This window comes from Acidithrix sp. C25 (genome assembly GCF_904848545.2).
The window spans coordinates 1,562,799-1,585,258 of the sequence record NZ_CAJHCI020000001.1; the positions used below are offsets into that span (position 1 = coordinate 1,562,799).

18 protein-coding genes and 3 pseudogenes are annotated in these 22,460 nt (G+C 49.1%); 13 read left to right on the plus strand and 8 right to left on the minus strand.

Annotated elements, in window-relative coordinates; translation table 11 throughout:
- The first annotated feature begins 32 nt into the window (after positions 1-32).
- A complete protein-coding gene (locus ACIDITHRIX25_RS93200; protein ID WP_201732917.1) occupies positions 33-956 on the plus strand; it encodes a cytochrome c oxidase assembly protein in 924 nt (307 codons plus the stop codon).
- 971 nt (positions 957-1,927) lie between these two features.
- Here ACIDITHRIX25_RS93200 and mtnN read toward each other — a convergent pair.
- Positions 1,928-2,713 carry a 5'-methylthioadenosine/S-adenosylhomocysteine nucleosidase gene (gene mtnN, locus ACIDITHRIX25_RS93205; protein WP_052605663.1) on the minus strand — a complete coding sequence of 262 codons (786 nt, stop codon included), beginning with the start codon at positions 2,711-2,713 and terminating at the stop codon, positions 1,928-1,930.
- 221 nt (positions 2,714-2,934) lie between these two features.
- Here mtnN and trpS point away from each other — a divergent pair, with 221 nt between their 5' ends.
- From trpS to ACIDITHRIX25_RS93240, 7 genes and pseudogenes are all read left to right on the plus strand, one after another.
- A complete protein-coding gene (trpS, locus tag ACIDITHRIX25_RS93210; protein WP_201732918.1) occupies positions 2,935-3,918 on the plus strand; it encodes a tryptophan--tRNA ligase in 984 nt (327 codons plus the stop codon).
- An 815-nt stretch (positions 3,919-4,733) separates the two neighbouring features.
- Positions 4,734-7,661 carry a sensor domain-containing diguanylate cyclase gene (locus ACIDITHRIX25_RS93215; protein WP_201732919.1) on the plus strand — a complete coding sequence of 976 codons (2,928 nt, stop codon included), beginning with the start codon at positions 4,734-4,736 and terminating at the stop codon, positions 7,659-7,661.
- Between the two features lie 115 nt (positions 7,662-7,776).
- Complete coding sequence (locus ACIDITHRIX25_RS93220) at positions 7,777-8,310, plus strand: hypothetical protein (RefSeq protein ID WP_052605660.1); 534 nt, start codon at positions 7,777-7,779, stop codon at positions 8,308-8,310.
- A gap of 153 nt (positions 8,311-8,463) precedes the next feature.
- Positions 8,464-10,767 (plus strand): HAD-IB family hydrolase, encoded by a 2,304-nt coding sequence (locus ACIDITHRIX25_RS93225; protein WP_201732920.1) that lies wholly within the window; start codon positions 8,464-8,466, stop codon positions 10,765-10,767.
- Complete coding sequence (locus ACIDITHRIX25_RS93230; protein ID WP_201732921.1) at positions 10,764-11,969, plus strand: zinc-dependent alcohol dehydrogenase; 1,206 nt, start codon at positions 10,764-10,766, stop codon at positions 11,967-11,969. The genes ACIDITHRIX25_RS93225 and ACIDITHRIX25_RS93230 overlap by 4 nt, the downstream gene beginning before the upstream one ends.
- Positions 11,970-13,558, plus strand: a pseudogene (gene larAH / locus ACIDITHRIX25_RS93235) (NPN-dependent hydroxyacid isomerase, LarAH14/15/16 family).
- Between the two features lie 37 nt (positions 13,559-13,595).
- Entirely contained in the window at positions 13,596-14,531 is a 936-nt protein-coding gene (locus ACIDITHRIX25_RS93240; protein ID WP_052605656.1) for a lysophospholipid acyltransferase family protein, read from the plus strand.
- A 374-nt stretch (positions 14,532-14,905) separates the two neighbouring features.
- On the opposite strand, the gene ACIDITHRIX25_RS93245 is transcribed toward ACIDITHRIX25_RS93240, so the two are convergent.
- Both ACIDITHRIX25_RS93245 and ACIDITHRIX25_RS93250 read right to left on the minus strand, forming a co-directional pair.
- A complete protein-coding gene (locus tag ACIDITHRIX25_RS93245) occupies positions 14,906-15,697 on the minus strand; it encodes a GntR family transcriptional regulator (RefSeq protein WP_349632153.1) in 792 nt (263 codons plus the stop codon).
- Between the two features lie 486 nt (positions 15,698-16,183).
- Entirely contained in the window at positions 16,184-16,462 is a 279-nt protein-coding gene (locus tag ACIDITHRIX25_RS93250; RefSeq protein ID WP_213333421.1) for a hypothetical protein, read from the minus strand.
- Between the two features lie 6 nt (positions 16,463-16,468).
- Here ACIDITHRIX25_RS93250 and ACIDITHRIX25_RS93255 point away from each other — a divergent pair, with 6 nt between their 5' ends.
- Positions 16,469-16,849: a hypothetical protein gene (locus ACIDITHRIX25_RS93255; protein ID WP_201732923.1), complete on the plus strand. Its 381-nt coding sequence runs from the start codon at positions 16,469-16,471 to the stop codon at positions 16,847-16,849.
- A 36-nt stretch (positions 16,850-16,885) separates the two neighbouring features.
- On the plus strand, positions 16,886-17,626 hold the full coding sequence (locus ACIDITHRIX25_RS93260; protein WP_201732924.1) for a hypothetical protein: 741 nt from the start codon (positions 16,886-16,888) through the stop codon (positions 17,624-17,626).
- A 253-nt stretch (positions 17,627-17,879) separates the two neighbouring features.
- Here the strand turns inward: ACIDITHRIX25_RS93260 and ACIDITHRIX25_RS93265 are convergent, their stop codons facing one another.
- Positions 17,880-18,620, minus strand: coding sequence for a hypothetical protein (locus ACIDITHRIX25_RS93265; RefSeq protein ID WP_201732924.1), 741 nt, complete (start codon positions 18,618-18,620; stop codon positions 17,880-17,882).
- A 36-nt stretch (positions 18,621-18,656) separates the two neighbouring features.
- Positions 18,657-19,037, minus strand: a complete 381-nt coding sequence (locus ACIDITHRIX25_RS93270; RefSeq protein WP_201732923.1) for a hypothetical protein — start codon at positions 19,035-19,037, stop codon at positions 18,657-18,659.
- A 6-nt stretch (positions 19,038-19,043) separates the two neighbouring features.
- Between ACIDITHRIX25_RS93270 and ACIDITHRIX25_RS93275 the strand changes: the two genes are divergently transcribed.
- The 3 genes and pseudogenes from ACIDITHRIX25_RS93275 to ACIDITHRIX25_RS93285 all read left to right on the plus strand — a co-directional run.
- On the plus strand, positions 19,044-19,322 hold the full coding sequence (locus ACIDITHRIX25_RS93275) for a hypothetical protein (RefSeq protein ID WP_213333421.1): 279 nt from the start codon (positions 19,044-19,046) through the stop codon (positions 19,320-19,322).
- Positions 19,323-19,870: 548 nt separating this feature from the next.
- Positions 19,871-20,176, plus strand: a complete 306-nt coding sequence (locus ACIDITHRIX25_RS93280) for a GntR family transcriptional regulator (protein ID WP_502756215.1) — start codon at positions 19,871-19,873, stop codon at positions 20,174-20,176.
- 90 nt (positions 20,177-20,266) lie between these two features.
- Positions 20,267-20,596, plus strand: a pseudogene (locus tag ACIDITHRIX25_RS93285) (UTRA domain-containing protein); the annotation flags it as partial.
- Positions 20,597-21,340: 744 nt separating this feature from the next.
- On the opposite strand, the gene ACIDITHRIX25_RS93290 reads toward ACIDITHRIX25_RS93285, so the two are convergent.
- The 3 genes and pseudogenes from ACIDITHRIX25_RS93290 to ACIDITHRIX25_RS93300 all read right to left on the minus strand — a co-directional run.
- The gene (locus ACIDITHRIX25_RS93290) at positions 21,341-21,688 is read right to left on the minus strand and encodes a lysophospholipid acyltransferase family protein (protein ID WP_201732926.1); all 348 of its coding nucleotides are present in this window, start codon (positions 21,686-21,688) and stop codon (positions 21,341-21,343) included.
- The gene (locus tag ACIDITHRIX25_RS93295; protein ID WP_201732927.1) at positions 21,667-21,903 is read right to left on the minus strand and encodes a hypothetical protein; all 237 of its coding nucleotides are present in this window, start codon (positions 21,901-21,903) and stop codon (positions 21,667-21,669) included. The genes ACIDITHRIX25_RS93290 and ACIDITHRIX25_RS93295 overlap by 22 nt, the downstream gene beginning before the upstream one ends.
- A gap of 54 nt (positions 21,904-21,957) precedes the next feature.
- Positions 21,958-22,460: pseudogene (locus ACIDITHRIX25_RS93300) on the minus strand (lactate racemase domain-containing protein); the annotation flags it as partial.

Below are 22,460 nucleotides of genomic sequence, written 5' to 3' on the forward strand. Positions count from 1 at the left end.
AAACGGTACGACGAGACTAGTGCGGGGTAGCAATGACGTTTGTAGATAAATATCTGCTGAGCCATTGGGGGTTCGATCCGATATTTTTCATACTCACGGGAATACCTGTGGTCTTGTATGTGATCGGATACCGAAGACTCGAGGCCACAATTGCTCGGGGTTCAAAACGATCGCCCAAACGGCGGCGACTCAATGCGTTGATCTTCGGAAGTGGAATTGCCATCCTGGTTCTGGCTGTAATGTCACCTGTTGACTATTGGTCCGATACTTACTTCTGGGTCCACATGTTCCAGCATGTCATGTTGATGGTCTATGCACCAGCGCTAATAGTGATATCGGCTCCATGGTTAGTTATCTACAGAGGACTCCCTGTCAAATGGCGTCGATCCCTAGGTCGAACATTTCTTGTGAGCGAACAAACCTCAATTTTAAGGTCCATTGGAAACTTCTTCATGAACCCAGTTTTCGGATTCTTGTTTTTCAACGTCGACATGTACTTTTGGCACTTTCCAGCCCTACTTGACCTGGCGGAACGAAACCAGGTGGTCCACAACTTTATGCACTTTTTCTTTGTGGTCTCAGGAATGCTTCTTTGGATCCATTTAGTAGATTCCCATCCAATTCGACCTCGCATCTACCCCGAGATCAAGCGGATTGTCCCGATATTCTTCACAACGGTCCTCTCTTGGATCCTGGCCATGATAATGGGCTTCGCATCAGTTCCCTTCTACAGTGTCTACCTACATATACCAGGAAAGACCCTTTCGGGAATGGCCGATCAAGAACTTGGCTCTGCAGTTCTATGGGTCCTGTGCATGGAGCCATTTACCTACGCTGCGATCTACAACATTCGAAAGTGGATGTCTAGAGAGGCAGACTTTGACTACGAACTAGAAAAACTTACGACAAAGTCATCAAATAACAAGGTCAAGAAGAGGATACCCGGCCTCTCATAGAGTGTCATTATCGAAACTTGTTCTACGTCTAACAGCCAACTCGTGGCCGTTTTACCCAGAGGGGACTCCCCACTACTAGATAGCATGGGGTGCAAGGTTGAAACGAGAAAATGCTCAACCATATCGACTTTACCCATAGATAAGCATAAAGTTTGCAAAAAGTCAGACGTAGCAATCAATTTCGACCATCATCATTGAAGACCCATTTATGTTCGCTATAAATGCTCGATGCTTCGTTGAAGTGCATATTTTGCGCAGTTCCAAAGAATGTTAGTCCAACAAAGAATTAGACGGTTCAAAGATTTTGGCGGGATGGACCGAAGATTAAAGAAAGGTCAGGTCGACCCATCAACTCATATCTTGGCTACATCTCTTTCAGTTACGATTCTTAAATCTATCCAAAACGTCAAATCTTCTGGGAAAACTGCATCTAGTCAATCCGCGCCTTCGCGAACTGGAAAAGCTCGACCCAGAGGCGCTGTTTATGCGCTAGCTTGTATATATTTCGCCTTAGTCTTTGCGAACATCAACTCCCCATCGAATCCACCCAAGTGACACTCTTGAATCCTAAAGTGCCCACCAACCACATTTATCCGAGCAATGCTTTTTATGTTCTTATGTTCAATCTATTACCAAATCCATAAATCTCACCAGCCATAAATCTCACCAGAAAATCGCCCCTGCGACAAATACAAATTTATTTCGGTTCCCATCAAACCTTTGATCCACTCAAAGAAGCCCTAAACATAAATCAAAAAAGAACAGACATGGCGCCAACTCCCACAAAGCACTAGGCAGATCGGCCATGAAGCCTCCTTGGAAATCCCAATCTGACTAATTACCCGGGCCAACAAACCTTGATTGTGAATAGCACGACAAATGGTCAGATCAGATCTGTTCCAATTTGAAATCCCCAATAACACACCACAGAAAACTATCAGATAACAAAGGGTAACCAGGTAACTTGACGATCAGCCTCGATGAATCTTCTCGTCTCGAACTAGTGCGCTAATGACTTGCGCAATAGTTGAACTTGCCTCATTGACGCAAAAATTTACAACCATATTCATGTCAAAGGAGTCATCGGCGAAGTCCGAGATTACGCGAATAGCACCCCAGGGCACCCCTGCTGCAAGCGCCACCTGAGCAAGAGCAGCGCTTTCCATATCAACGCAGATCGCATCGGGGAAATTTTTCTTTATTGCAATCTTTTGCGCTTTTGTGCCTATTATCGCATCTCCGGAAGCCACTTCGCCTATCACACATTTAATCGATCGCGAGATTGCACCCGATCCAAAAGACGATTCGCTACCTACATTAGAAAGGCAATATCTATTGGCTATCTCCACCTCAAGCGCCAAAATCCCTGGATCGGCAGAGATTAGATGACAACTTGCTCCCGGAAGAATGCCAGGCGAATTCAAAATGGGACGAAGGTCAAAGTCATGGTGAAAGGCGCCACTTGCAAGCACTATGTCACCGATGTTTAACCGATCATCCAAAGATCCCGCTAATCCGGAGATTAAAAGTGCACTTACGGTGTACCTCTCTACCAGGGAGGCTGCGGCCATCGCAGCGTTAACTTTACCCATCCCCGAATAAGCCATCACAACGATTGAATCCCCGATTTGACTTTGAGACATCGGAACGAGCCCCTCAGTGATTTCAAAACCCTGGAAATGACGATTACGGAGCTCAAGGAGTTCCTCTTCCATAGCCACAACAAGTCCTATAACTTTGGACTTTTCCTTTGACACCGCAAAGCTCCTTATCTCAACCAATAGCAAAGCTAGCAAATCAATAAATTGCCAATGGCCATTGTAACCCTGATCGAGAAAGTAACTCGGCTCACAGAGACCATATGGGAGAAAGCCATGTCCCATTTGAAAAAAGAGGCTAGACACTGGGCTACTTCTACAGCGTTTAACTTTGAGGAGCTTGATGAAGATATCTCTCGAGCGGTTAGAATCTTGGCTTGATGAGGGTACTTTCAGGAATTCAACCAACGGGACAAGCACATATCGGTAACTACTTTGGAGCAATAAAGTCCTGGGTCGCCCAACAAGAGCTCCAAGACTCCTATTTCACAGTCGTAGATCTTCACGCCATAACGATAGAGCACGATCCGAAAGAACTCTATTTGGGCACATTGGAACTATTTGCAACTCTTTTGGCCGCCGGTCTTGACCAGGATAAATGCACACTCTTCGTCCAGAGCCACGTAGCAGCACATGCAAATTTAGCCTGGCTAATGGAGTGCACTGTCAGCATGGGCGAGCTTAACCGAATGACCCAATTCAAAGACAAGGGCCGTGGAAGCGAAAGTGTTAGGGCCGGTCTCTTTACTTATCCTGCGCTTATGGCAGCAGACGTCCTATTGTATCAAGCAGATAAAGTACCAGTTGGAGACGATCAAAAGCAACATCTAGAACTCACTAGAGACCTAGCGATGCGCTTCAACCGACTATACGGCGAGGTGTTCACGGTACCGGAACCATCGATTCCTACAATCGGTGCCCGAATAATGGATCTTTCAAATCCAACAAAAAAGATGTCTAAGTCCTCCTCCTCGCCTGCGGGTATAATCTATCTGCTTGAACCAGCTGATCAAATCAAAAAGAAGATCTCAAAGGCCGTAACCGATACCGACAATTGCGTGGAGTATGACCCTCAAAACCGTTCGGGAATCTCCAACCTCTTAGAGATATTTGGTGTAGCGACCGGCAAAGATCCAAGATCGATTGCTCAATCTTATTCGAGCTATGGAGCGCTCAAAAACGATCTAACGGAAGTGCTCGTTACAAATCTGGCACCGATAAGAGACAGATTAAATAACTTACTAGATGACAAAGCTGAACTAGCAAGATTAATGCGTATGGGCGCCGAAAAGGCTGAAATTACAGCCAACGAGACCCTGCAAAGAGCACAAGACGCGGTCGGGTTTGTTCCTAGAAGTCAATAGAGACGATCAGGCTTTACCTTGACATTTCATAAACCTTTAACCTAATATCAAAACCTCAAGTTGTAGTTACCCTAAAGAGCAACTTAGGAGACTTCGATAGCCGTGCACCAGGGGCGATTCTACGGGCAAACTACTTATATATAAGGAATCTTGTAGGTTATTCACTTAGGCAAGTACCAGAGCTAATCGGCCTTACTAATCGGCCTTACTAATCGGCCTTACTAATCGGCCTTACTAATCGGCCTTACTAATCGGCCTTACTAATCGGCCTTACTAATCGGCCTTACAAAGAATAGCCGTAATGCCAGATTTTGCGTTGTTGTACTGAACAACTAGATAGATGAAAGAACCCAAAATGAACGAACACCTATAAATTGAAGTAAATAAAAAATGCACACTCCCGCGACCTTGGCGCCTGAAAGTTATAGCTAGAGGAGCAAAATTATTGCATCTAGTTCATCAATTTCAATAACTTTAATAGAAGAATCACTCCGACCGAGTTCAGATTTTAAGTAAGATAATGAGCTGTATAGATTCATGCAAGCAAGTTGCGGGGTGATTTCCTTCCGATATGGACATAGTGAGCCGGCTTTCCTTACCAAAGGGTTACATCGGATTAGTAGAATCGTTTTCACACAAGAATGAATTGCATTTACTCGCGAACAAAAAATCGCTGACGGCATTTATTGTCACTAATTGTGCAAAATACCCTTACAGCCACAAACTAGTGCTATGATAAGTCACATAAAGTAGTTGGTCCACCACCCGCCCAGAGAATGCGGCTACACCAGAAAAAAGGAGCGCGAGCCAAATAAATGCTTACATCAAATCGCGTTCCTATCGAACATCTCGATCGAGCTATTACCGAATTCACCTTCGCTTCAAAGGCAACCTTCGTCATAGCCATCACCTTCAATGATGCTAACTCGATTATGGGACTTGTCGCCAAGAGAGCTTCGAAGACAAAGAACGAGACAATCACTCTTGAATTAGGCTCAACGGATTGGATGAAGTCCAAGGAAGTCATTCGCCACGTTAAAATGGCATTACCTTCGCATAAGCCACGTAGAGTCAAGATGACGACGCCTCTCAAGGAAGAACTGAGCCACTTCATCCCCGAAATTTTGACTCTAAACGACCACTCCTGGCAACTCATAGTCCCTATCTACAAGTCAAATCTTGCCTTAATTCTCATCGATGCCAAGGAGTGGAATACTCCATCAATCGCTGAATTATCCAGGCTCATCCCTAAAGACGTAACGGCATCCTTTGACCCAACCTCAGACGAAGCCTTAGACAGACTTATCCTTGAACTCTCCAGCGCCGCAGCTACCGCGGATTCTTGGGTTACAGGATTACGCAGCCTCTGTAGTTGTCTTGCAATACATCTAGGATTTTCTAATTCCACCTTATATGCGCTTGATCAAGGTCGACTAGTCCCAGTTGTAGCTTGCTCGAACGGGGAGGTAGTAAACTTCAATAGCTCCTATCCAACCAAAAAGACTCTAAGCGCACTTTCCAGCCTCTCTGATAGAGCATTTGAGTTACGGACACCTATTGACTTCGACTCAAACTATATCGATGCGATGCACTTTAAAGATTCGCGCTCCAACGCTGATGGAAGTCGCCATGGAATAGTCGTCCCACTTCGTCGCGGTGAGAGTAAATTGGGCGTAATCGTCCTTGAGAAACCGATAAACAGCAGCTGGAATAACCTCGTGGATTCCCCAAGTGTTACCCTTTTGCTGGCACATCTCGCGCTTTTATTTACTCAATTTCAAGAAGACCAGCAAAAAGAGCTCCGCCTTAGAGCAACCGATGGACTTGCACCCATGTTGGACGCCGCCACGCAGATTATCACCCGTGATGAAATGGCAAAGTTTCTTGCACGATCCCTCTCATTAACCCTTGGATCCGAATCCGCTCTATTTGTTCTATTTGAAAATCAAAGCAAGATCTCCGTCATTGCAAGCTTTGGATGTGACGAAAACAAAACGGAGCAAATTCGCAGTAATTGGATCGGAGTCGAAGCTTCCTACCTTCCTTTTTATCGCACTATTGCGGCTTCCCATGAGCCACTACTCATCGAATACACCGATTCCAGCTTCTACACAAACGAGATAGTAGATCTAGTCCAACAAAAGCCATATGCGATAGTCCCAATCTCCACTTCGGATGGCCTAATAGGTTTTGGAGCATCAACGATCTCAAAAGACAGGAAATTCTGGAGTTCTCAAGAGAAATCAATCGCACTGGATTGGAGTATTTCAGCAACACTGGTCGCCGATAACGTCGGCCTCCGCCTTTCTGAACAAAGGAGCCTCGAGAAATTTCGCGAGATGGCTTTCAAGGACTCCCTAACCGGCCTTCCAAATCGCGAATTATTCAACGATCGACTCGGCGTCGCCCTGGGGAAAGCACAGCGAACCAATGCGCGGACCGCAGTAATCTTCATCGACATCGACCTATTCAAGCATATTAACGACACCTACGGCCACCAAACAGGCGACCAAGTTCTAGTACAAATTGCCCGACGCCTCCTTGGGGTATTTAGGGATACGGATACCGTGGCACGCCTATCTGGAGACGAATTCGTAGTTCTTGTAGAAAATGCCCCTGAACGGGACGAATTGATCGAAATTGCTACCCGCGCCTTCAATAGACTCAATGACCTCTATTCAATCGGCCAACTCGAGTTAAATGTCTCGATATCCATGGGCATCGCACTCGGCGCGGCTGGCATAAGCGGCCTAGATCTTCTGGCGAATGCTGACAAGTCGATGTATCGATCCAAAGAGCGTGGTCGGGCGCGACTCTCATTTCACGATAATCGAGAACAATTTGGTGAAATCGACCTTCGCGAGACCTTTGAATTTTCAAAAAGAAAGATCGAAGACCAGGCAACAAATAAGTTGAGATCTGACCTAGTGCCCACTCTCTACCTACGCTTTAGTGCCGACTATGTGGAAATGGCAAAGTTGCGCCATGCCATAGAGTCGCTAACCGGCAGTCCTGCGCCACATTCATATGATCGCCGGATTCCAAACGACCTACAACCGACCACCTTTCTAGCAAGCCAAATAGGTGACGTACGACCTGAACTTGTCGCCTTTAGACCTGGCCTCGATGTGGCAAACTCCAACGATGGACACCACCTCTCTGTTCTTAGAAAATTGACAGAGATGGGTCCAACTTCCGAGATCTTCTCGTCGTCAATGACATATAGAGGAGCAAAGGTCTTAGTCGAATTGGGGCCGATCAGCGTGCAAGGGGTCGGAGACCTGGCATATTCTGTCGCTAACTTTGCCCGAACCTTTGAACGACATAGAAGGCTCGTCCTCTCAATCACCTCAGGAGAACTAGCAAAAGATCCAGACCTCCTCACCGCACTTTCGGCATTAGCAATTAGATTTCGATGCGAGCTAATGATCTCTTCGGTAGAGAATCGAGAACTACGCTTCCATGACATCTGCATGCCAATGGTAACATATCTCGCAATCAGCGCCAATGAAGCAGTTAGCGACGCTAACCGCGCAATTCCGAATTCCCTCTCTTCTCTCCTGGCAATTGCACATGACCGAGGAATTCGAATCGTAGCGCAACATCTAAATGACGAGCACAACGTGGATCCTCTTGTAATGGCCGGTGTTACAGTCATCTCAGGAGATGTAGTGAGCTTTGCCACCTCCAGAGATCCACATCCAAGACATCCCTTTGGCAATAGCATCTCTTTCGGCTACTAAGTAGCCCCATTAGACCCCTTCGAGGGGGCCAAAAAGCTATAACTGGCAGCATTTGAAGGATCATAAGTCAATTGATGTCGAAAACATCCCCCAAGCCGGCATAAACTAGACAACTGTGCGTTCGCTTCTAAATAAAAAAGAAAAGCTACTTGGCTTCGCCATAGCAATCTATGCAATAGTCGTCTATTTGATCTTGTGGATACCCCACCTTCACGATAAGGTCGTCAAAGGTCAATCATCTCCATACATATACGCGATTGAAGGTGTTGCGATTGCCCTCTTCTTTGCGCTTACAGTCTTTGTAGGCAAACGAATTTGGGTCGGGTTCGCAGGACTAGCACTCTCACTTGGACCTCTTGGCAAATATGTCGTTTTGATGATGCCTGCTGTTATCTTCGCGGCCTTTTCTGGCTTTAGATTTGTCATGCAACCCAAGAAGGATCGGATCAAAGCTAACGCAGAGGCGAAGCAGTCAGCAAAGGCCACATCGACTCAAAATCAAATTCAATTCGAATCACGACGCATTACACCACCAAAGCCCCGCAAAAAGAGACAACCAACTCCAGCACCTAGCAGTCAACTCTACGGAAGCTTGGGCCGATTGGGACCCAAGGGTGGTGCATCTTCAGAACATGATAACAAAAAATAGTTCCCACGGCCGAACTAATAGTGAACGTAGTAATTATTTGGGTTTAATCGTCAATCAAGGTGTGACAATGCAGTCCAAGCCCAAAACAAGCGAGTTCATTGCAGAAACGGTGAAAAATTGATATCTCAAACACTCGAAGGCAAAACATTTTTTGTGACCGGAGCAACCGGTTTTCTAGGAACTGCCCTAGCGGAACGAATCCTAAATGTTATTCCCGACGCAAAGCTGATCCTTTTGATTAGGGCGGGCCGTCGTGCATCTCCGATAGAGCGTGCCAAGCGAGAGATCATTAAAAATGATGCATTCAACCTCATGCGCGAACGCTTTGGCGATGACTTCGACCGTTACATAAATTCACATCTAAGTGCTGTCCCAGGCGATGTATCAAAGCCCCTTCTGGGCCTAGACGACTCTGGTCTTGACGCTCTTGCAAGTGCTGACATCGTGGTACACTCTGCAGCTACCGTTAGTTTCGACTCACCATTGACACAAGCGGTATCAGTAAACCTTCTTGGACCAACAAATGTCGGTGATGCAATCAAAGCGGCTGCCCAAAGAGCCGGGAAAGCCCCTACCGACACCCACTTTATTACAGTTTCAACCGCCTACGTGGCTGGCTATCGCAGAGGGTTAGCACCCGAAAAGCTTCTTCGAAATACCCCGTTCTCGCCGATGCCTGACTTTAAAACTGAAGTTAACGTAGCCTCTCAATTACGTGACGAGGTCGAACGAGACTCCCGAGTCCCAGAGCGCCTCGAGGACTTCAAAAAGAGCGCCCGTAAAGAACTAGGGGCGGTTGGTGGACCGCTTTTAGCTCAAAAACTCGAAAAGATTCGCGACGAATGGGTTAATGATCGTCTGGTTGAACTAGGAATTGCTAGAGCTCAGTCGCTTGGATGGCCCGATGCCTACACCTACACAAAGGCATTAGGCGAAGAGGCACTGGTCTCCAACCACTCCGACCTTGCCATCTCTGTCGTTCGACCTTCTATTATTGAATCTTCAATGATCCACCCATTTCCGGGGTGGATAAAGGGCTTTCGAATGGCAGAGCCTATCATCATCTCCTACGCTAGAGGTCTCCTCAAGGAGTTCCCCGGAGTACCTGAAGGCATAATCGACGTAATTCCCGTCGACTTTGTAACTGGTACCATCCTTGCTGTAGCTGCGGAAGATAAGCCAAAACCTTCGACAAATATTCCTGTCTATCAGGTTGCCTCGGGCTCTGCTAATCCTCTACGCTATAAGGTCCTTGTCGACCTAGTGCGAGAGTGGTTCCTAGAACACCCACTTTATGATTCACAGGGACAACCTATCCTGGTACCAGAGTGGAACTTCCCCGGCCGAGGTCGGGTCCAAAAACAACTCGCAAGGTTAGCTACCAATTTAGAATTCGCTGATTCGATAATTTCACATCTCCCCCTCAGAGGGGAACGAGCCGAACTCGTAACAGACTTAGAGGAGAAGAAGGAGGCTATAAATAGAGCCCTTTCATACGTCAAGCTCTATGGCTCCTACGCGGAGACCGAAGCTATCTTTGACGTAAAGAACCTCCTTGCGCTTTGGAATAAGCAAAGCGCCTCAGATCAATTAGATTTTGCATTCGATCCGCGACTGATCAATTGGGACTCTTTTGTAACAGAGATTCATCTACCTTCAGTAGTCAAACACGCAAGAGTAAAGACGACCCCAGATCGCAAGTCCACTAGCGCTCGAGTGGATCGTACCACCTCATCCATATTGAACGATGAATTCAAAGTGGCAGCTTTTGACCTAGAGAACACAGTTATAGCATCCAATGTCGTCGATGCATATGCCTGGTTTGCAACAAAAGATCTCCCTCTTGGTAAGAAAGCACTTTTTTCGCTCGCGCTAATGGCTGAAGGACCGTCGCTGATAGCCTCTGATCGAAGTGATAGAGGTGACTTTCTGCGCAACTTCTATCGACGCTATTCAAAGGCAGAAGCGGCTCATCTCAGTGAAGACGCCAACGAACTCTTCAACTCCTACCTCCTAAAGAAAGCATTTCCTCGGGCTATCGAACGGATTCGCCATCACCGCAGATTGGGTCACAAGACGATACTGATAACTGGAGCACTCGACTTTGTCATAGCACCATTAGCGCCACTCTTTGACGACATCGTCGCATGTACCATGACGACCGATAGCCGTGGACGCCTTACCGGAAACTTAGATCAAACCCCACCTACCGGGGAAGCGCGAGCCATTCTGCTCGGAGACTTTGCCGATAAATACGAGGTATCCCTCTCCAAATGCGTTGCATATGCGGACTCGTCATCCGATCTTCCAATGCTGGAGGCTGTTGGCTTCCCGGTGGCTGTAAATCCAGAACCGCGCCTACTAGCGATGGCAAAAAGACGGGGTTGGACGATAGAAAATTGGGAACGGCAACCAGGACATTCAAAACTACTCCTCCCGATTGGTAAAGCACGATGAAAGCTTTAGTATTCTCAAGATCTCCAACGAGGTACGCGGCGACGCGGACTCTTAGCGTGGTTAGTTCGCGTTTCAATGCGTCGGTCTCTCCCTTAGACTTCACAACTAACTTCGAACTACCAAATAGAAACCTTCCTTATCAACAATGCAAGGTACTTTTGAGCGGAATCTGTGGCTCTGACATATCCATGCTGGACTCATCTTCTTCTCGATACTTCGAAGATTTCACCAGCTTTCCTTTTGTCCCCGGCCATGAAATTGTTGCGCTTGCCCCCAATGACGATGGGACTAAAAGGCGAGTGGTAATTGAACCGGGATTAAGTTGCATCGTACGAGAAATCTCGCCCCTCTGTGACTACTGCAGCGTTGGCGCTACCGACAAATGCATAAACACCATCTCCGGATCACTAAATAGTGGAATTCAAACTGGCTACTGCCATTCAACTGGCGGAGGATGGTCTGAGAACTTTATCGCCCACCCGAGCCAAATCCATGACTTGCCAGAGTCGATCTCAAATGAAGCAGCCCTCATGATCGAACCACTTGCATGTGCCATGCATGGAGTTCTGCGAGCTAAGCCCAAGGCCGATTCTGAGGTAGCAGTTATTGGCGCTGGAACCGTCGGTCAGATGACGCTCGCAGCCCTCTTCACCTTGGCGCCTGAGGCCAAGGTAAGTGCCTTAGCCCGCTACTCAAACCAAGCCGAACTAGCTAGTTCGTTCGGTGCCTCGATTTTACGTTCCAACGACGAACTACGTCGAACTGCAAGGCGAAAGTCAAAGGGTATCATGGTTGCCAATAGGGTAATGGGCGGCTTCGATACCACATTTGATTGTGTTGGCACAAATGAAACCTTAAGCCATGCACTCGAAATAACTAGACCTGGTGGCACTGTAATTCTCTCCGGTCTTCCTTCTCCGATGCGAATAGATTTAACTCCGCTTTGGCACAAACAAATCTCTATCGTGGGCACCTACGCATATGGTAGCGAAATCTACGAAGATAAGACGATACGAACATTTGAACTCGCTATTCAAAGAGCCAACTCGCTTGGCTTGGAGCGATTTGTATCGACAATTTATCCCCTCGAAGATTTCGAAGAAGCAATTAATCACGCTAGAAATTCAGGGCGCAGAGGAGCGACCAAGATCGCATTTGACCCTGCATCCAAAGTTTCACACACACCTCGAAAGGCATCCTAATTGAGTCCTAGACCTGGATTTATCCTAAATGTAGACAAGTCGTATCCGGGAACTCTCTTTTGGCACGGCGAAGGCTATCGAATTGAAAAACTTCCCGAAGGTTCATCTGTCATCTATGCACCTGAATCGCTACCATCTTTATCTGACCCTCTCGGGGCCATCGAAGATGCTCTGGACAACCCAGTTGGCGATAGCGATCCGTTGGATACCCTTCTGACCTCAGGGATGCGCTTGACAATCGCCTTTGACGACGTGTCGCTTCCTCTTCCTCAAATGGTCTCACCCGACATTCGCTCCCTAATAATTGAAGCAGTATTAGAGCGTGCGGCTAGAGCAGGCGTCGAGGACGTGGTGCTGATAGCTGCTTTAGCTCTCCATCGCCGAATGACCGAATCCGAACTTCGCCATGCGGTCGGAGATCGAGTTTATGACTCGTTTTACCCACGCGGTCTCCTTTTGCAGCACGACGCCGAAGATCCCAAGGGGCTTAGCTTTATAGGCCTCACGCCACAGGGCGAAGAGGTCGAAATCTCCAAGCGCGCCGCTGAAAGCGACCTGATAGTCTATGTAAATGTCAATTTAGTCTCCATGGATGGCGGCCACAAGAGCGTAGCTACTGGTCTATCTAGCTATCGGAGCCTAAGACATCACCATAACGTAAAGACAATGGTCCACTCTAAGTCATTTATGGATCGTCACAATTCGCAGTTGCACTCGTCCAACTGGAGGATGGGAGCAGTCATAAAAGAGGCAGGCATCAAGATCTTCCAGATCGAAACCACTCTAAATAACGACACCTTTCCAAAGCAATTCGAATTCCTCCAAAAGCGCGAATGGGAGTGGAACCTAAAAGACCGCGCGAAATTCATCACCACATCTAAAGCTCTAGAGGCCACTCCCCATGGATGGCTCGTAATATCTTTCACTCCATAAGATCTCCCTATGGCCTTACTGGCGTGAACGCAGGTGAGGTAGACGCCGTCCATGAAAAGACGCTTGAGCGGGTCTACAAGCAACAACTGGTTCATGTCTCTGGACAATCCGACATATTGACTATGGGTTTGCCATTCATTGGTCCATACAATGTCAATTCGATCATGAACCCAATTCTGGTCTATTGTTTGGGACTTGGGTATTTCTTTAATATGTACAAAAACAAGCCTCTCGTGCGAAAGGGAGGTGTGTTGATAATGAGCCACCCCACGCGCAACGAATTTGACCCGGTCTTTCACCCTTCCTACATTGACTTTTACGAAAACGTCCTAAGTGAAACCACAGATCCAATTGAGATCGAGGCAAAGTACGAAAAGAGTTACGCTGAGGACCCCTGGTATATCCATCTCTATAGAACAGGTAACGCATACCATGGAGTTCATCCGTTCTATATGTGGTACTGGGGAGCCCACGCACTTGACCACCTCGGAGCAGTGATTATTCTTGGTGGCGACCCTAAGGTTGCAAAGCGACTGGGTTTCATGGCAGCAAGTACCCTTAATGACGCATTAGCAATGGCCTCGGCTTATGTTGGTACTTCTCCGTCGATTACACACTTGCACTCACCTCCTCTGTTGATGGCTCAAGTTGAATAATCTAGAATTCGAAAAGATCTAATACCAAGGACGAGCAATGGCAAAAATGCGTGGACTACTGGGCAAGATAACTATGCCCTTCCCACTTGGTCGGCCCACTTGGCCAGCCAATGTAGAAAGAACAATTCCCAAGTCAAAACTCGGTGCAAACTACGATACAGAATGGGCTAGAAGGTACTCAGTACGTCTTGTACGATCACTGATAACTGACTATGTCACTAAACCCGCGATAAATATAGTTGCTTCCCCAAAAGTGCTCGGTACCGATCGCCTAAAGGGTATCGACGTACCTGTTATCTTTGCCGCTAACCATGCCTCTCACTTAGATACTCCGCTTCTACTCTCGGTGCTTCCAGATGACTTTCGCCACAAGACGGCTGTTGGAGCCGGAGCAGACTACTTCTTTGACCGCAAATACAAGGCAGTCATCTGGTCATTCCTCTTAGGAGCAATTCCTATCGAGAGAACAAGGGTATCGAGAAGATCAACCGATTTAGCCTTAGAGATCCTGCGCGATGACTGGAACCTAATTCTCTTTCCTGAAGGCGGCAGAACCCCTGACGGTTTCGCAAGGGAGTTCAAAGGGGGCGTCGCGCAGCTAGCCCTAAAGACAGGCTCGACCATCGTACCCGTCTTCATAGGTGGCACCTATGAGGTCCTAGGTAAAAATAAAAAAGGCTTTAGCCCCGGTTCTACAGTTGTAAACTTTGGCAGGCCAATAAGTCCTAGCGGTTCAAATCCCCGTGATTTAACCAAAGAGTTACAAAGTGCGGTCAACCGTCTTGGAGATGAAGTCTACAGCGACTACTGGGACGCTGCGCTAAGAAGCGGAGCAAGTTCCACGCCGGACTTGGCCGACAATGGCGATAATTCCTGGATAGCAGAGTGGAATCGTCCCAGGTTTAGCGACACCTTTGAAGATTCAAAGAAAAGTCGTTGGCCAAGATTACCATTTATCGACAAGCCACTCTGATTTAAAAGCCTGCTAGAGAAAGACGAGCCGAGCCTTAAGGTCGACGTCGACATATTTATTATCCAATGTACTCCCAGGGAACGGCTTTCTCTCGGTTTAGGTAAGGCCAAATTACACGATGCCAGCTCGTTATTTATAAGGTCAGTTTTAAGGATAAAATCATCTACCCGTCGCTCTTTGGCTGTCTAGCGGTGGTTATCCCATCCACTTATAACCTAACTACCAATCGCTCCAAGGACTAACCCCTGGTTGATCCAAACTCTAGATACGAGGAGACTTATACTTGGACCTAACGCCTAATAAAACGAGGGACTGAGATAGCCTAAGGCAGTACTAATTGGTTAAAAATTGAAAAATCGGCGCCGAAAGAGCGGCTATGATTGCACTAGACGCAGACCCGAAGGAGCTATAGAATCTGGCTCACTAACCAACTCGGTAACAAATTCCGTTTTATGACCAGGAAAGACGGAGACTGAATAAAGTTTGGCCCCACCGTCTTCATCATAGGTAATCCTCTCACACCAAAGCGCCGGCGAGTCACGCGGTACTCCAAGCAACTTGGCATCGTCATGGTCGATTGCAATGGCCACAATTGTCTGCACCGCCCGACTCAGACGCTTAGCTAGATTACCCCGCTCCCCCAAAAGATCATACAAACTCGCCTCCTCCAGTTCAGGTATCGAAAACTGAGCACCAATTTGCGCCGGAACCCAAACTGTAACCCTAGCAAACGGATTACCATCGGCGAGGTTGATTCTCGTTATGACAAGCAACTCGCCCTCGCCGAGAATCTCCTTCAGCCGGCCCTCGGCGATCTCAACCCGTGCGGAGATAATCTTCCTGCCCGGTTTAACACCTCGTTCAGACATCTGGGCTTCAATGGTAGTGAAGCGCCCTAAGCTCTGACGTACCGGGTCTGAATTCGCGATCCAACCAAAACCCTGTCTTGAGTCAACAAGGCCCTCGCTTCTCAAGACATCGAGAGCTTTTCTTACAGTAATCCGACTAGCCCTATGAGTTCGTGAAAGGGCCGCCTCGCTCGGTAAGACCGAGCCACGACTCACCTGTCCGGACACAATTTGCGTACGGAGGCTGGATGCAATCTCTATATATCTGGGTGTTTTTTTGCTTTCTATATTCCCAAGATACCCAAAGTTGGATACAATTCCAAAACCGAGCCCTCAACAATCATTAAAAGCAAAAAAGTAAAAGCTAGGTTCTAATTTTAGCGTTACAACTTAGGCTAGGTACAAAAAGCGCCTAGGCGAGAGATTCTCTGGTTGGGTAGATTCTCTGGTTGGTATATATTCGCTCACCGACCTATAAGCAGCCAATCTCCTCTGTAGACATTAGTTAGCTGTTCAACTTCGAGATGCGCCAAAATCGTTTGGCTAATTTCCGAGAGCGCGATCAACTGTTGGCCACTCAACACATTCGCAAAGCAATGACAGACTGCTACGGCGTGGATAGGCTCCGCCATAGTGATTCGCTTCAGACCCTCTTCAGTGAGCACCTTAATCGATCCACGCCGATCGGTGCTACATATCCTTGCGAACAACGACGCCACGCACGCCATCCGGCTAAGCTGCTGAGAGGTACGACTGCGCTACCAGCCAAGACCGCTGGCGAGATCCATCGAACGCATCTGGTGGTCAGAAGACTTCGAGAACACAGCACTGGTCCTCATCGACCACCACGTCGGCACGATCAGCTGGGCGGGCGAACTCGTGGTCGAAGAGAAGGAGCAGTTTGTTGCTGGCAGCACAGCTCAAGATGTGAGTTACGGTCATCGCGCGCTTCGCTGAGGCGGCTGGTATACCTCTTGTCCTCACGAGCAGCCTCGAAACCGAAGCACAAGGACCGCTATTGCCCGAGTTCGAAAAGTTCCTTCCCGAAGAGTTCGTCGCGCGCATCAAGCGAGAGGGAGTCATCAATGCTTGGGAGGACCCGGCTTTCGCCGAGGCAGTGAGAGCCACTGGCAAGACGAACTTGCTGATAGGTGGTTTGACGACCGATGTCTGCTTGGTCCCCCAGCCCTATCGGCGAAAGAAGAGGGCTTCAACGTCGTAGCACTGATGGACACCTCGGCTGCTTGCACCAAAATCGGTGCCCAGAACAGCCGTGACCTCTTACTAGCCACGGAAATCGAGTTGATGACGGTGATACCCATGATCACCTCCATAATCTCAGGAACTACTAGAACCCTGCCTCTGGGGAGCTTTACGCCGCGTCCGGTGAAGAGGGTGTCTATCACGCCTTCGCCCAGGGCGACCTCCGCTAACATCGCCACCGGAACCCTCGTCGTATCTGCGGTGTGAGGGTTCCGGTGGCCCGAGATTCAAGAGGGTACAACTTTGCGTGATTGGCCCAGCGCATCACAAGAGCGAGGCTTCTTCTTGCCTGTAGCTGAAGCCCTGACAGTCGGCGTCGTGTTCGTCGCGGTATTGCTGATTGGTTATCACTCACCACGCCCGCGCGATGGCCGCGTCGACGTGGTTGGCAGTCCGGCATCCGTTCCGGCGCTAGTTCATCAATGTCAATCAAAGCAAACCGGGGGCTCTCGACCTTGTCCGGGCTCGCTCGAGCGAAATAGGCCTCGAGTCGCTACGCGAGGGACGGATATTCGGCGTCCTCACTCTAAGCAGCAATCCAACTCTCTACGTTGCCGGCGCCAACGGGCTGTCAGTGACATCTGGCCTCGAAACGAACTCTTACACTCGATGATCTCGCAGAGCGCTCCATTGCACACCGTCGACAAGTTGCCCCTACTGCCCAATGACACGTCGGGGCTACCCCTCTTCTATCCAGTCTTTGGCGTTGTAATTGCCAGCTACCTGTTCGGGATCGCGTCGGTGACTACGGGTCGGAGCCTCTCACCGACTGGTCGCTGGGCCCCGGCGTCCCTGCTTGCATCGCTACTCGCCGCATTATCAACGTTGATTGCTCGCTTCAGTACTCAAACCATCAACGGCCACGCCACTATCGTCTTCCTCTTTCTCCTGTCGCTTGTTGTAGGTGCGGAACAGCGATGTTCCTCGGTATCTTCAACACCTTTCGCGCAACCATGGCCACTGTGGTCCTGGTGCACTCGCTAGCGCGAGCGGGGGTCTGCTCCCGGCTCCGTGGCATCCTCGTTGGCTCGGAGCGTTGCGCGGCCTCTTGCTTATGAGTGTGGCACTTACTGGTATTCGCGACGCCGCCTACTTCAGTGGGTTGGAGTGATCCAACCTCATCTGTTCAGTCTGCGTGGTCGTCGCGAATACCAGTAAGTGCCACACTCATAAGCAAGAGGCCGCGCAACGCTCGAGCCAACGAGGATGCACGGAGCCGGAGCAGACCCCGCTCGCGCTAGCGAGTGCACCAGGACCACAGTGGCCATGGTTGCGCGAAAGGTGTTGAAGATACCGAGGAACATCGCTGTTCCGCACCTACAACAAGCGACAGGAGAAAGAGGAAGACGATAGTGGCGTGGCCGTTGATGGTTTGAGTACTGAAGCGAGCAATCAACGTTGATAATGCGGCGAGTAGCGATGCAAGCAGGGACGCCGGGGCCCAGCGACCAGTCGGTGAGAGGCTCCGACCCGTAGTCACCGACGCGATCCCGAACAGGTAGCTGGCAATTACAACGCCAAAGACTGGATAGAAGAGGGGTAGCCCCGACGTGTCATTGGGCAGTAGGGGCAACTTGTCGACGGTGTGCAATGGAGCGCTCTGCGAGATCATCGAGTGTAAGAGTTCGTTTCGAGGCCAGATGTCACTGACAGCCCGTTGGCGCCGGCAACGTAGAGAGTTGGATTGCTGCTTAGAGTGAGGACGCCGAATATCCGTCCCTCGCGTAGCGACTCGAGGCCTATTTCGCTCGAGCGAGCCCGGACAAGGTCGAGAGCCCCCGGTTTGCTTTGATTGACATTGATGAACTAGCGCCGGAACGGATGCCGGACTGCCAACCACGTCGACGCGGCCATCGCGCGGGCGTGGTGAGTGATAACCAATCAGCAATACCGCGACGAACACGACGCCGACTGTCAGGGCTTCAGCTACAGGCAAGAAGAAGCCTCGCTCTTGTGATGCGCTGGGCCAATCACGCAAAGTTGTACCCTCTTGAATCTCGGGCCACCGGAACCCTCACACCGCAGATACGACGAGGGTTCCGGTGGCGATGTTAGCGGAGGTCGCCCTGGGCGAAGGCGTGATAGACACCCTCTTCACCGGACGCGGCGTAAAGCTCCCCAGAGGCAGGGTTCTAGTAGTTCCTGAGATTATGGAGGTGATCATGGGTATCACCGTCATCAACTCGATTTCCGTGGCTAGTAAGAGGTCACGGCTGTTCTGGGCACCGATTTTGGTGCAAGCAGCCGAGGTGTCCATCAGTGCTACGACGTTGAAGCCCTCTTCTTTCGCCGATAGGGCTGGGGGACCAAGCAGACATCGGTCGTCAAACCACCTATCAGCAAGTTCGTCTTGCCAGTGGCTCTCACTGCCTCGGCGAAAGCCGGGTCCTCCCAAGCATTGATGACTCCCTCTCGCTTGATGCGCGCGACGAACTCTTCGGGAAGGAACTTTTCGAACTCGGGCAATAGCGGTCCTTGTGCTTCGGTTTCGAGGCTGCTCGTGAGGACAAGAGGTATACCAGCCGCCTCAGCGAAGCGCGCGATGACCGTAACTCACATCTTGAGCTGTGCTGCCAGCAACAAACTGCTCCTTCTCTTCGACCACGAGTTCGCCCGCCCAGCTGATCGTGCCGACGTGGTGGTCGATGAGGACCAGTGCTGTGTTCTCGAAGTCTTCTGACCACCAGATGCGTTCGATGGATCTCGCCAGCGGTCTTGGCTGGTAGCGCAGTCGTACCTCTCAGCAGCTTAGCCGGATGGCGTGCGTGGCGTCGTTGTTCGCAAGGATATGTAGCACCGATCGGCGTGGATCGATTAAGGTGCTCACTGAAGAGGGTCTGAAGCGAATCACTATGGCGGAGCCTATCCACGCCGTAGCAGTCTGTCATTGCTTTGCGAATGTGTTGAGTGGCCAACAGTTGATCGCGCTCTCGGAAATTAGCCAAACGATTTTGGCGCATCTCGAAGTTGAACAGCTAACTAATGTCTACAGAGGAGATTGGCTGCTTATAGGTCGGTGAGCGAATATATACCAACCAGAGAATCTACCCAACCAGAGAATCTCTCGCCTAGGCGCTTTTTGTACCTAGCCTAAGTTGTAACGCTAAATTAGAACCTAGCTTTTACTTTTTTGCTTTTAATGATTGTTGAGGGCTCGGTTTTGGAATTGTATCCAACTTTGGGTATCTTGGGAATATAGAAAGCAAAAAAACACCCAGATATATAGAGATTGCATCCAGCCTCCGTACGCAAATTGTGTCCGGACAGGTGAGTCGTGGCTCGGTCTTACCGAGCGAGGCGGCCCTTTCACGAACTCATAGGGCTAGTCGGATTACTGTAAGAAAAGCTCTCGATGTCTTGAGAAGCGAGGGCCTTGTTGACTCAAGACAGGGTTTTGGTTGGATCGCGAATTCAGACCCGGTACGTCAGAGCTTAGGGCGCTTCACTACCATTGAAGCCAGATGTCTGAACGAGGTGTTAAACCGGGCAGGAAGATTATCTCCGCACGGGTTGAGATCGCCGAGGGCCGGCTGAAGAGATTCTCGGCGAGGGCGAGTTGCTTGTCATAACGAGAATCAACCTCGCCGATGGTAATCCGTTTGCTAGGGTTACAGTTGGGTTCCGGCGCAAATTGGTGCTCAGTTTTCGATACCTGAACTGGAGGAGGCGAGTTTGTATGATCTTTTGGGGGAGCGGGGTAATCTAGCTAAGCGTCTGAGTCGGGCGGTGCAGACAATTGTGGCCATTGCAATCGACCATGACGATGCCAAGTTGCTTGGAGTACCGCGTGACTCGCCGGCGCTTTGGTGTGAGAGGATTACCTATGATGAAGACGGTGGGGCCAAACTTTATTCAGTCTCCGTCTTTCCTGGTCATAAAACGGAATTTGTTACCGAGTTGGTTAGTGAGCCAGATTCTATAGCTCCTTCGGGTCTGCGTCTAGTGCAATCATAGCCGCTCTTTCGGCGCCGATTTTTCAATTTTTAACCAATTAGTACTGCCTTAGGCTATCTCAGTCCCTCGTTTTATTAGGCGTTAGGTCCAAGTATAAGTCTCCTCGTATCTAGAGTTTGGATCAACCAGGGGTTAGTCCTTGGAGCGATTGGTAGTTAGGTTATAAGTGGATGGGATAACACCGCTAGACAGCCAAAGAGCGACGGGTAGATGATTTTATCCTTAAAACTGACCTTATAAATAACGAGCTGGCATCGTGTAATTTGGCCTTACCTAAACCGAGAGAAAGCCGTTCCCTGGGAGTACATTGGATAATAAATATGTCGACGTCGACCTTAAGGCTCGGCTCGTCTTTCTCTAGCAGGCTTTTAAATCAGAGTGGCTTGTCGATAAATGGTAATCTTGGCCAACGACTTTTCTTTGAATCTTCAAAGGTGTCGCTAAACCTGGGACGATTCCACTCTGCTATCCAGGAATTATCGCCATTGTCGGCCAAGTCCGGCGTGGAACTTGCTCCGCTTCTTAGCGCAGCGTCCCAGTAGTCGCTGTAGACTTCATCTCCAAGACGGTTGACCGCACTTTGTAACTCTTTGGTTAAATCACGGGGATTTGAACCGCTAGGACTTATTGGCCTGCCAAAGTTTACAACTGTAGAACCGGGGCTAAAGCCTTTTTTATTTTTACCTAGGACCTCATAGGTGCCACCTATGAAGACGGGTACGATGGTCGAGCCTGTCTTTAGGGCTAGCTGCGCGACGCCCCCTTTGAACTCCCTTGCGAAACCGTCAGGGGTTCTGCCGCCTTCAGGAAGAGAATTAGGTTCCAGTCATCGCGCAGGATCTCTAAGGCTAAATCGGTTGATCTTCTCGATACCCTTGTTCTCTCGATAGGAATTGCTCCTAAGAGGAATGACCAGATGACTGCCTTGTATTTGCGGTCAAAGAAGTAGTCTGCTCCGGCTCCAACAGCCGTCTTGTGGCGAAAGTCATCTGGAAGCACCGAGAGTAGAAGCGGAGTATCTAAGTGAGAGGCATGGTTAGCGGCAAAGATAACAGGTACGTCGATACCCTTTAGGCGATCGGTACCGAGCACTTTTGGGAAGCAACTATATTTATCGCGGGTTTAGTGACATAGTCAGTTATCAGTGATCGTACAAGACGTACTGAGTACCTTCTAGCCCATTCTGTATCGTAGTTTGCACCGAGTTTTGACTTGGGAATTGTTCTTTCTACATTGGCTGGCCAAGTGGGCCGACCAAGTGGGAAGGGCATAGTTATCTTGCCCAGTAGTCCACGCATTTTTGCCATTGCTCGTCCTTGGTATTAGATCTTTTCGAATTCTAGATTATTCAACTTGAGCCATCACAGAGGAGGTGAGTGCAAGTGTGTAATCGACGGAGAAGTACCAACATAAGCCGAGGCCATTGCTAATGCGTCATTAAGGGTACTTGCTGCCATGAAACCCAGTCGCTTTGCAACCTTAGGTCGCCACCAAGAATAATCACTGCTCCGAGGTGGTCAAGTGCGTGGGCTCCCCAGTACCACATATAGAACGGATGAACTCATGGTATGCGTTACCTGTTCTATAGAGATGGATATACCAGGGGTCCTCAGCGTAACTCTTTTCGTACTTTGCCTCGATCTCAATTGGATCTGTGGTTTCACTTAGGACGTTTTCGTAAAAGTCAATGTAGGAAGGGTGAAAGACCGGGTCAAATCGTTGCGCGTGGGGTGGCTCATTATCAACACACCTCCCTTTCGCACGAGAGGCTTGTTTTTGTACATATTAAAGAAATACCCAAGTCCCAAACAATAGACCAGAATTGGGTTCATGATCGAATTGACATTGTATGGACCAATGAATG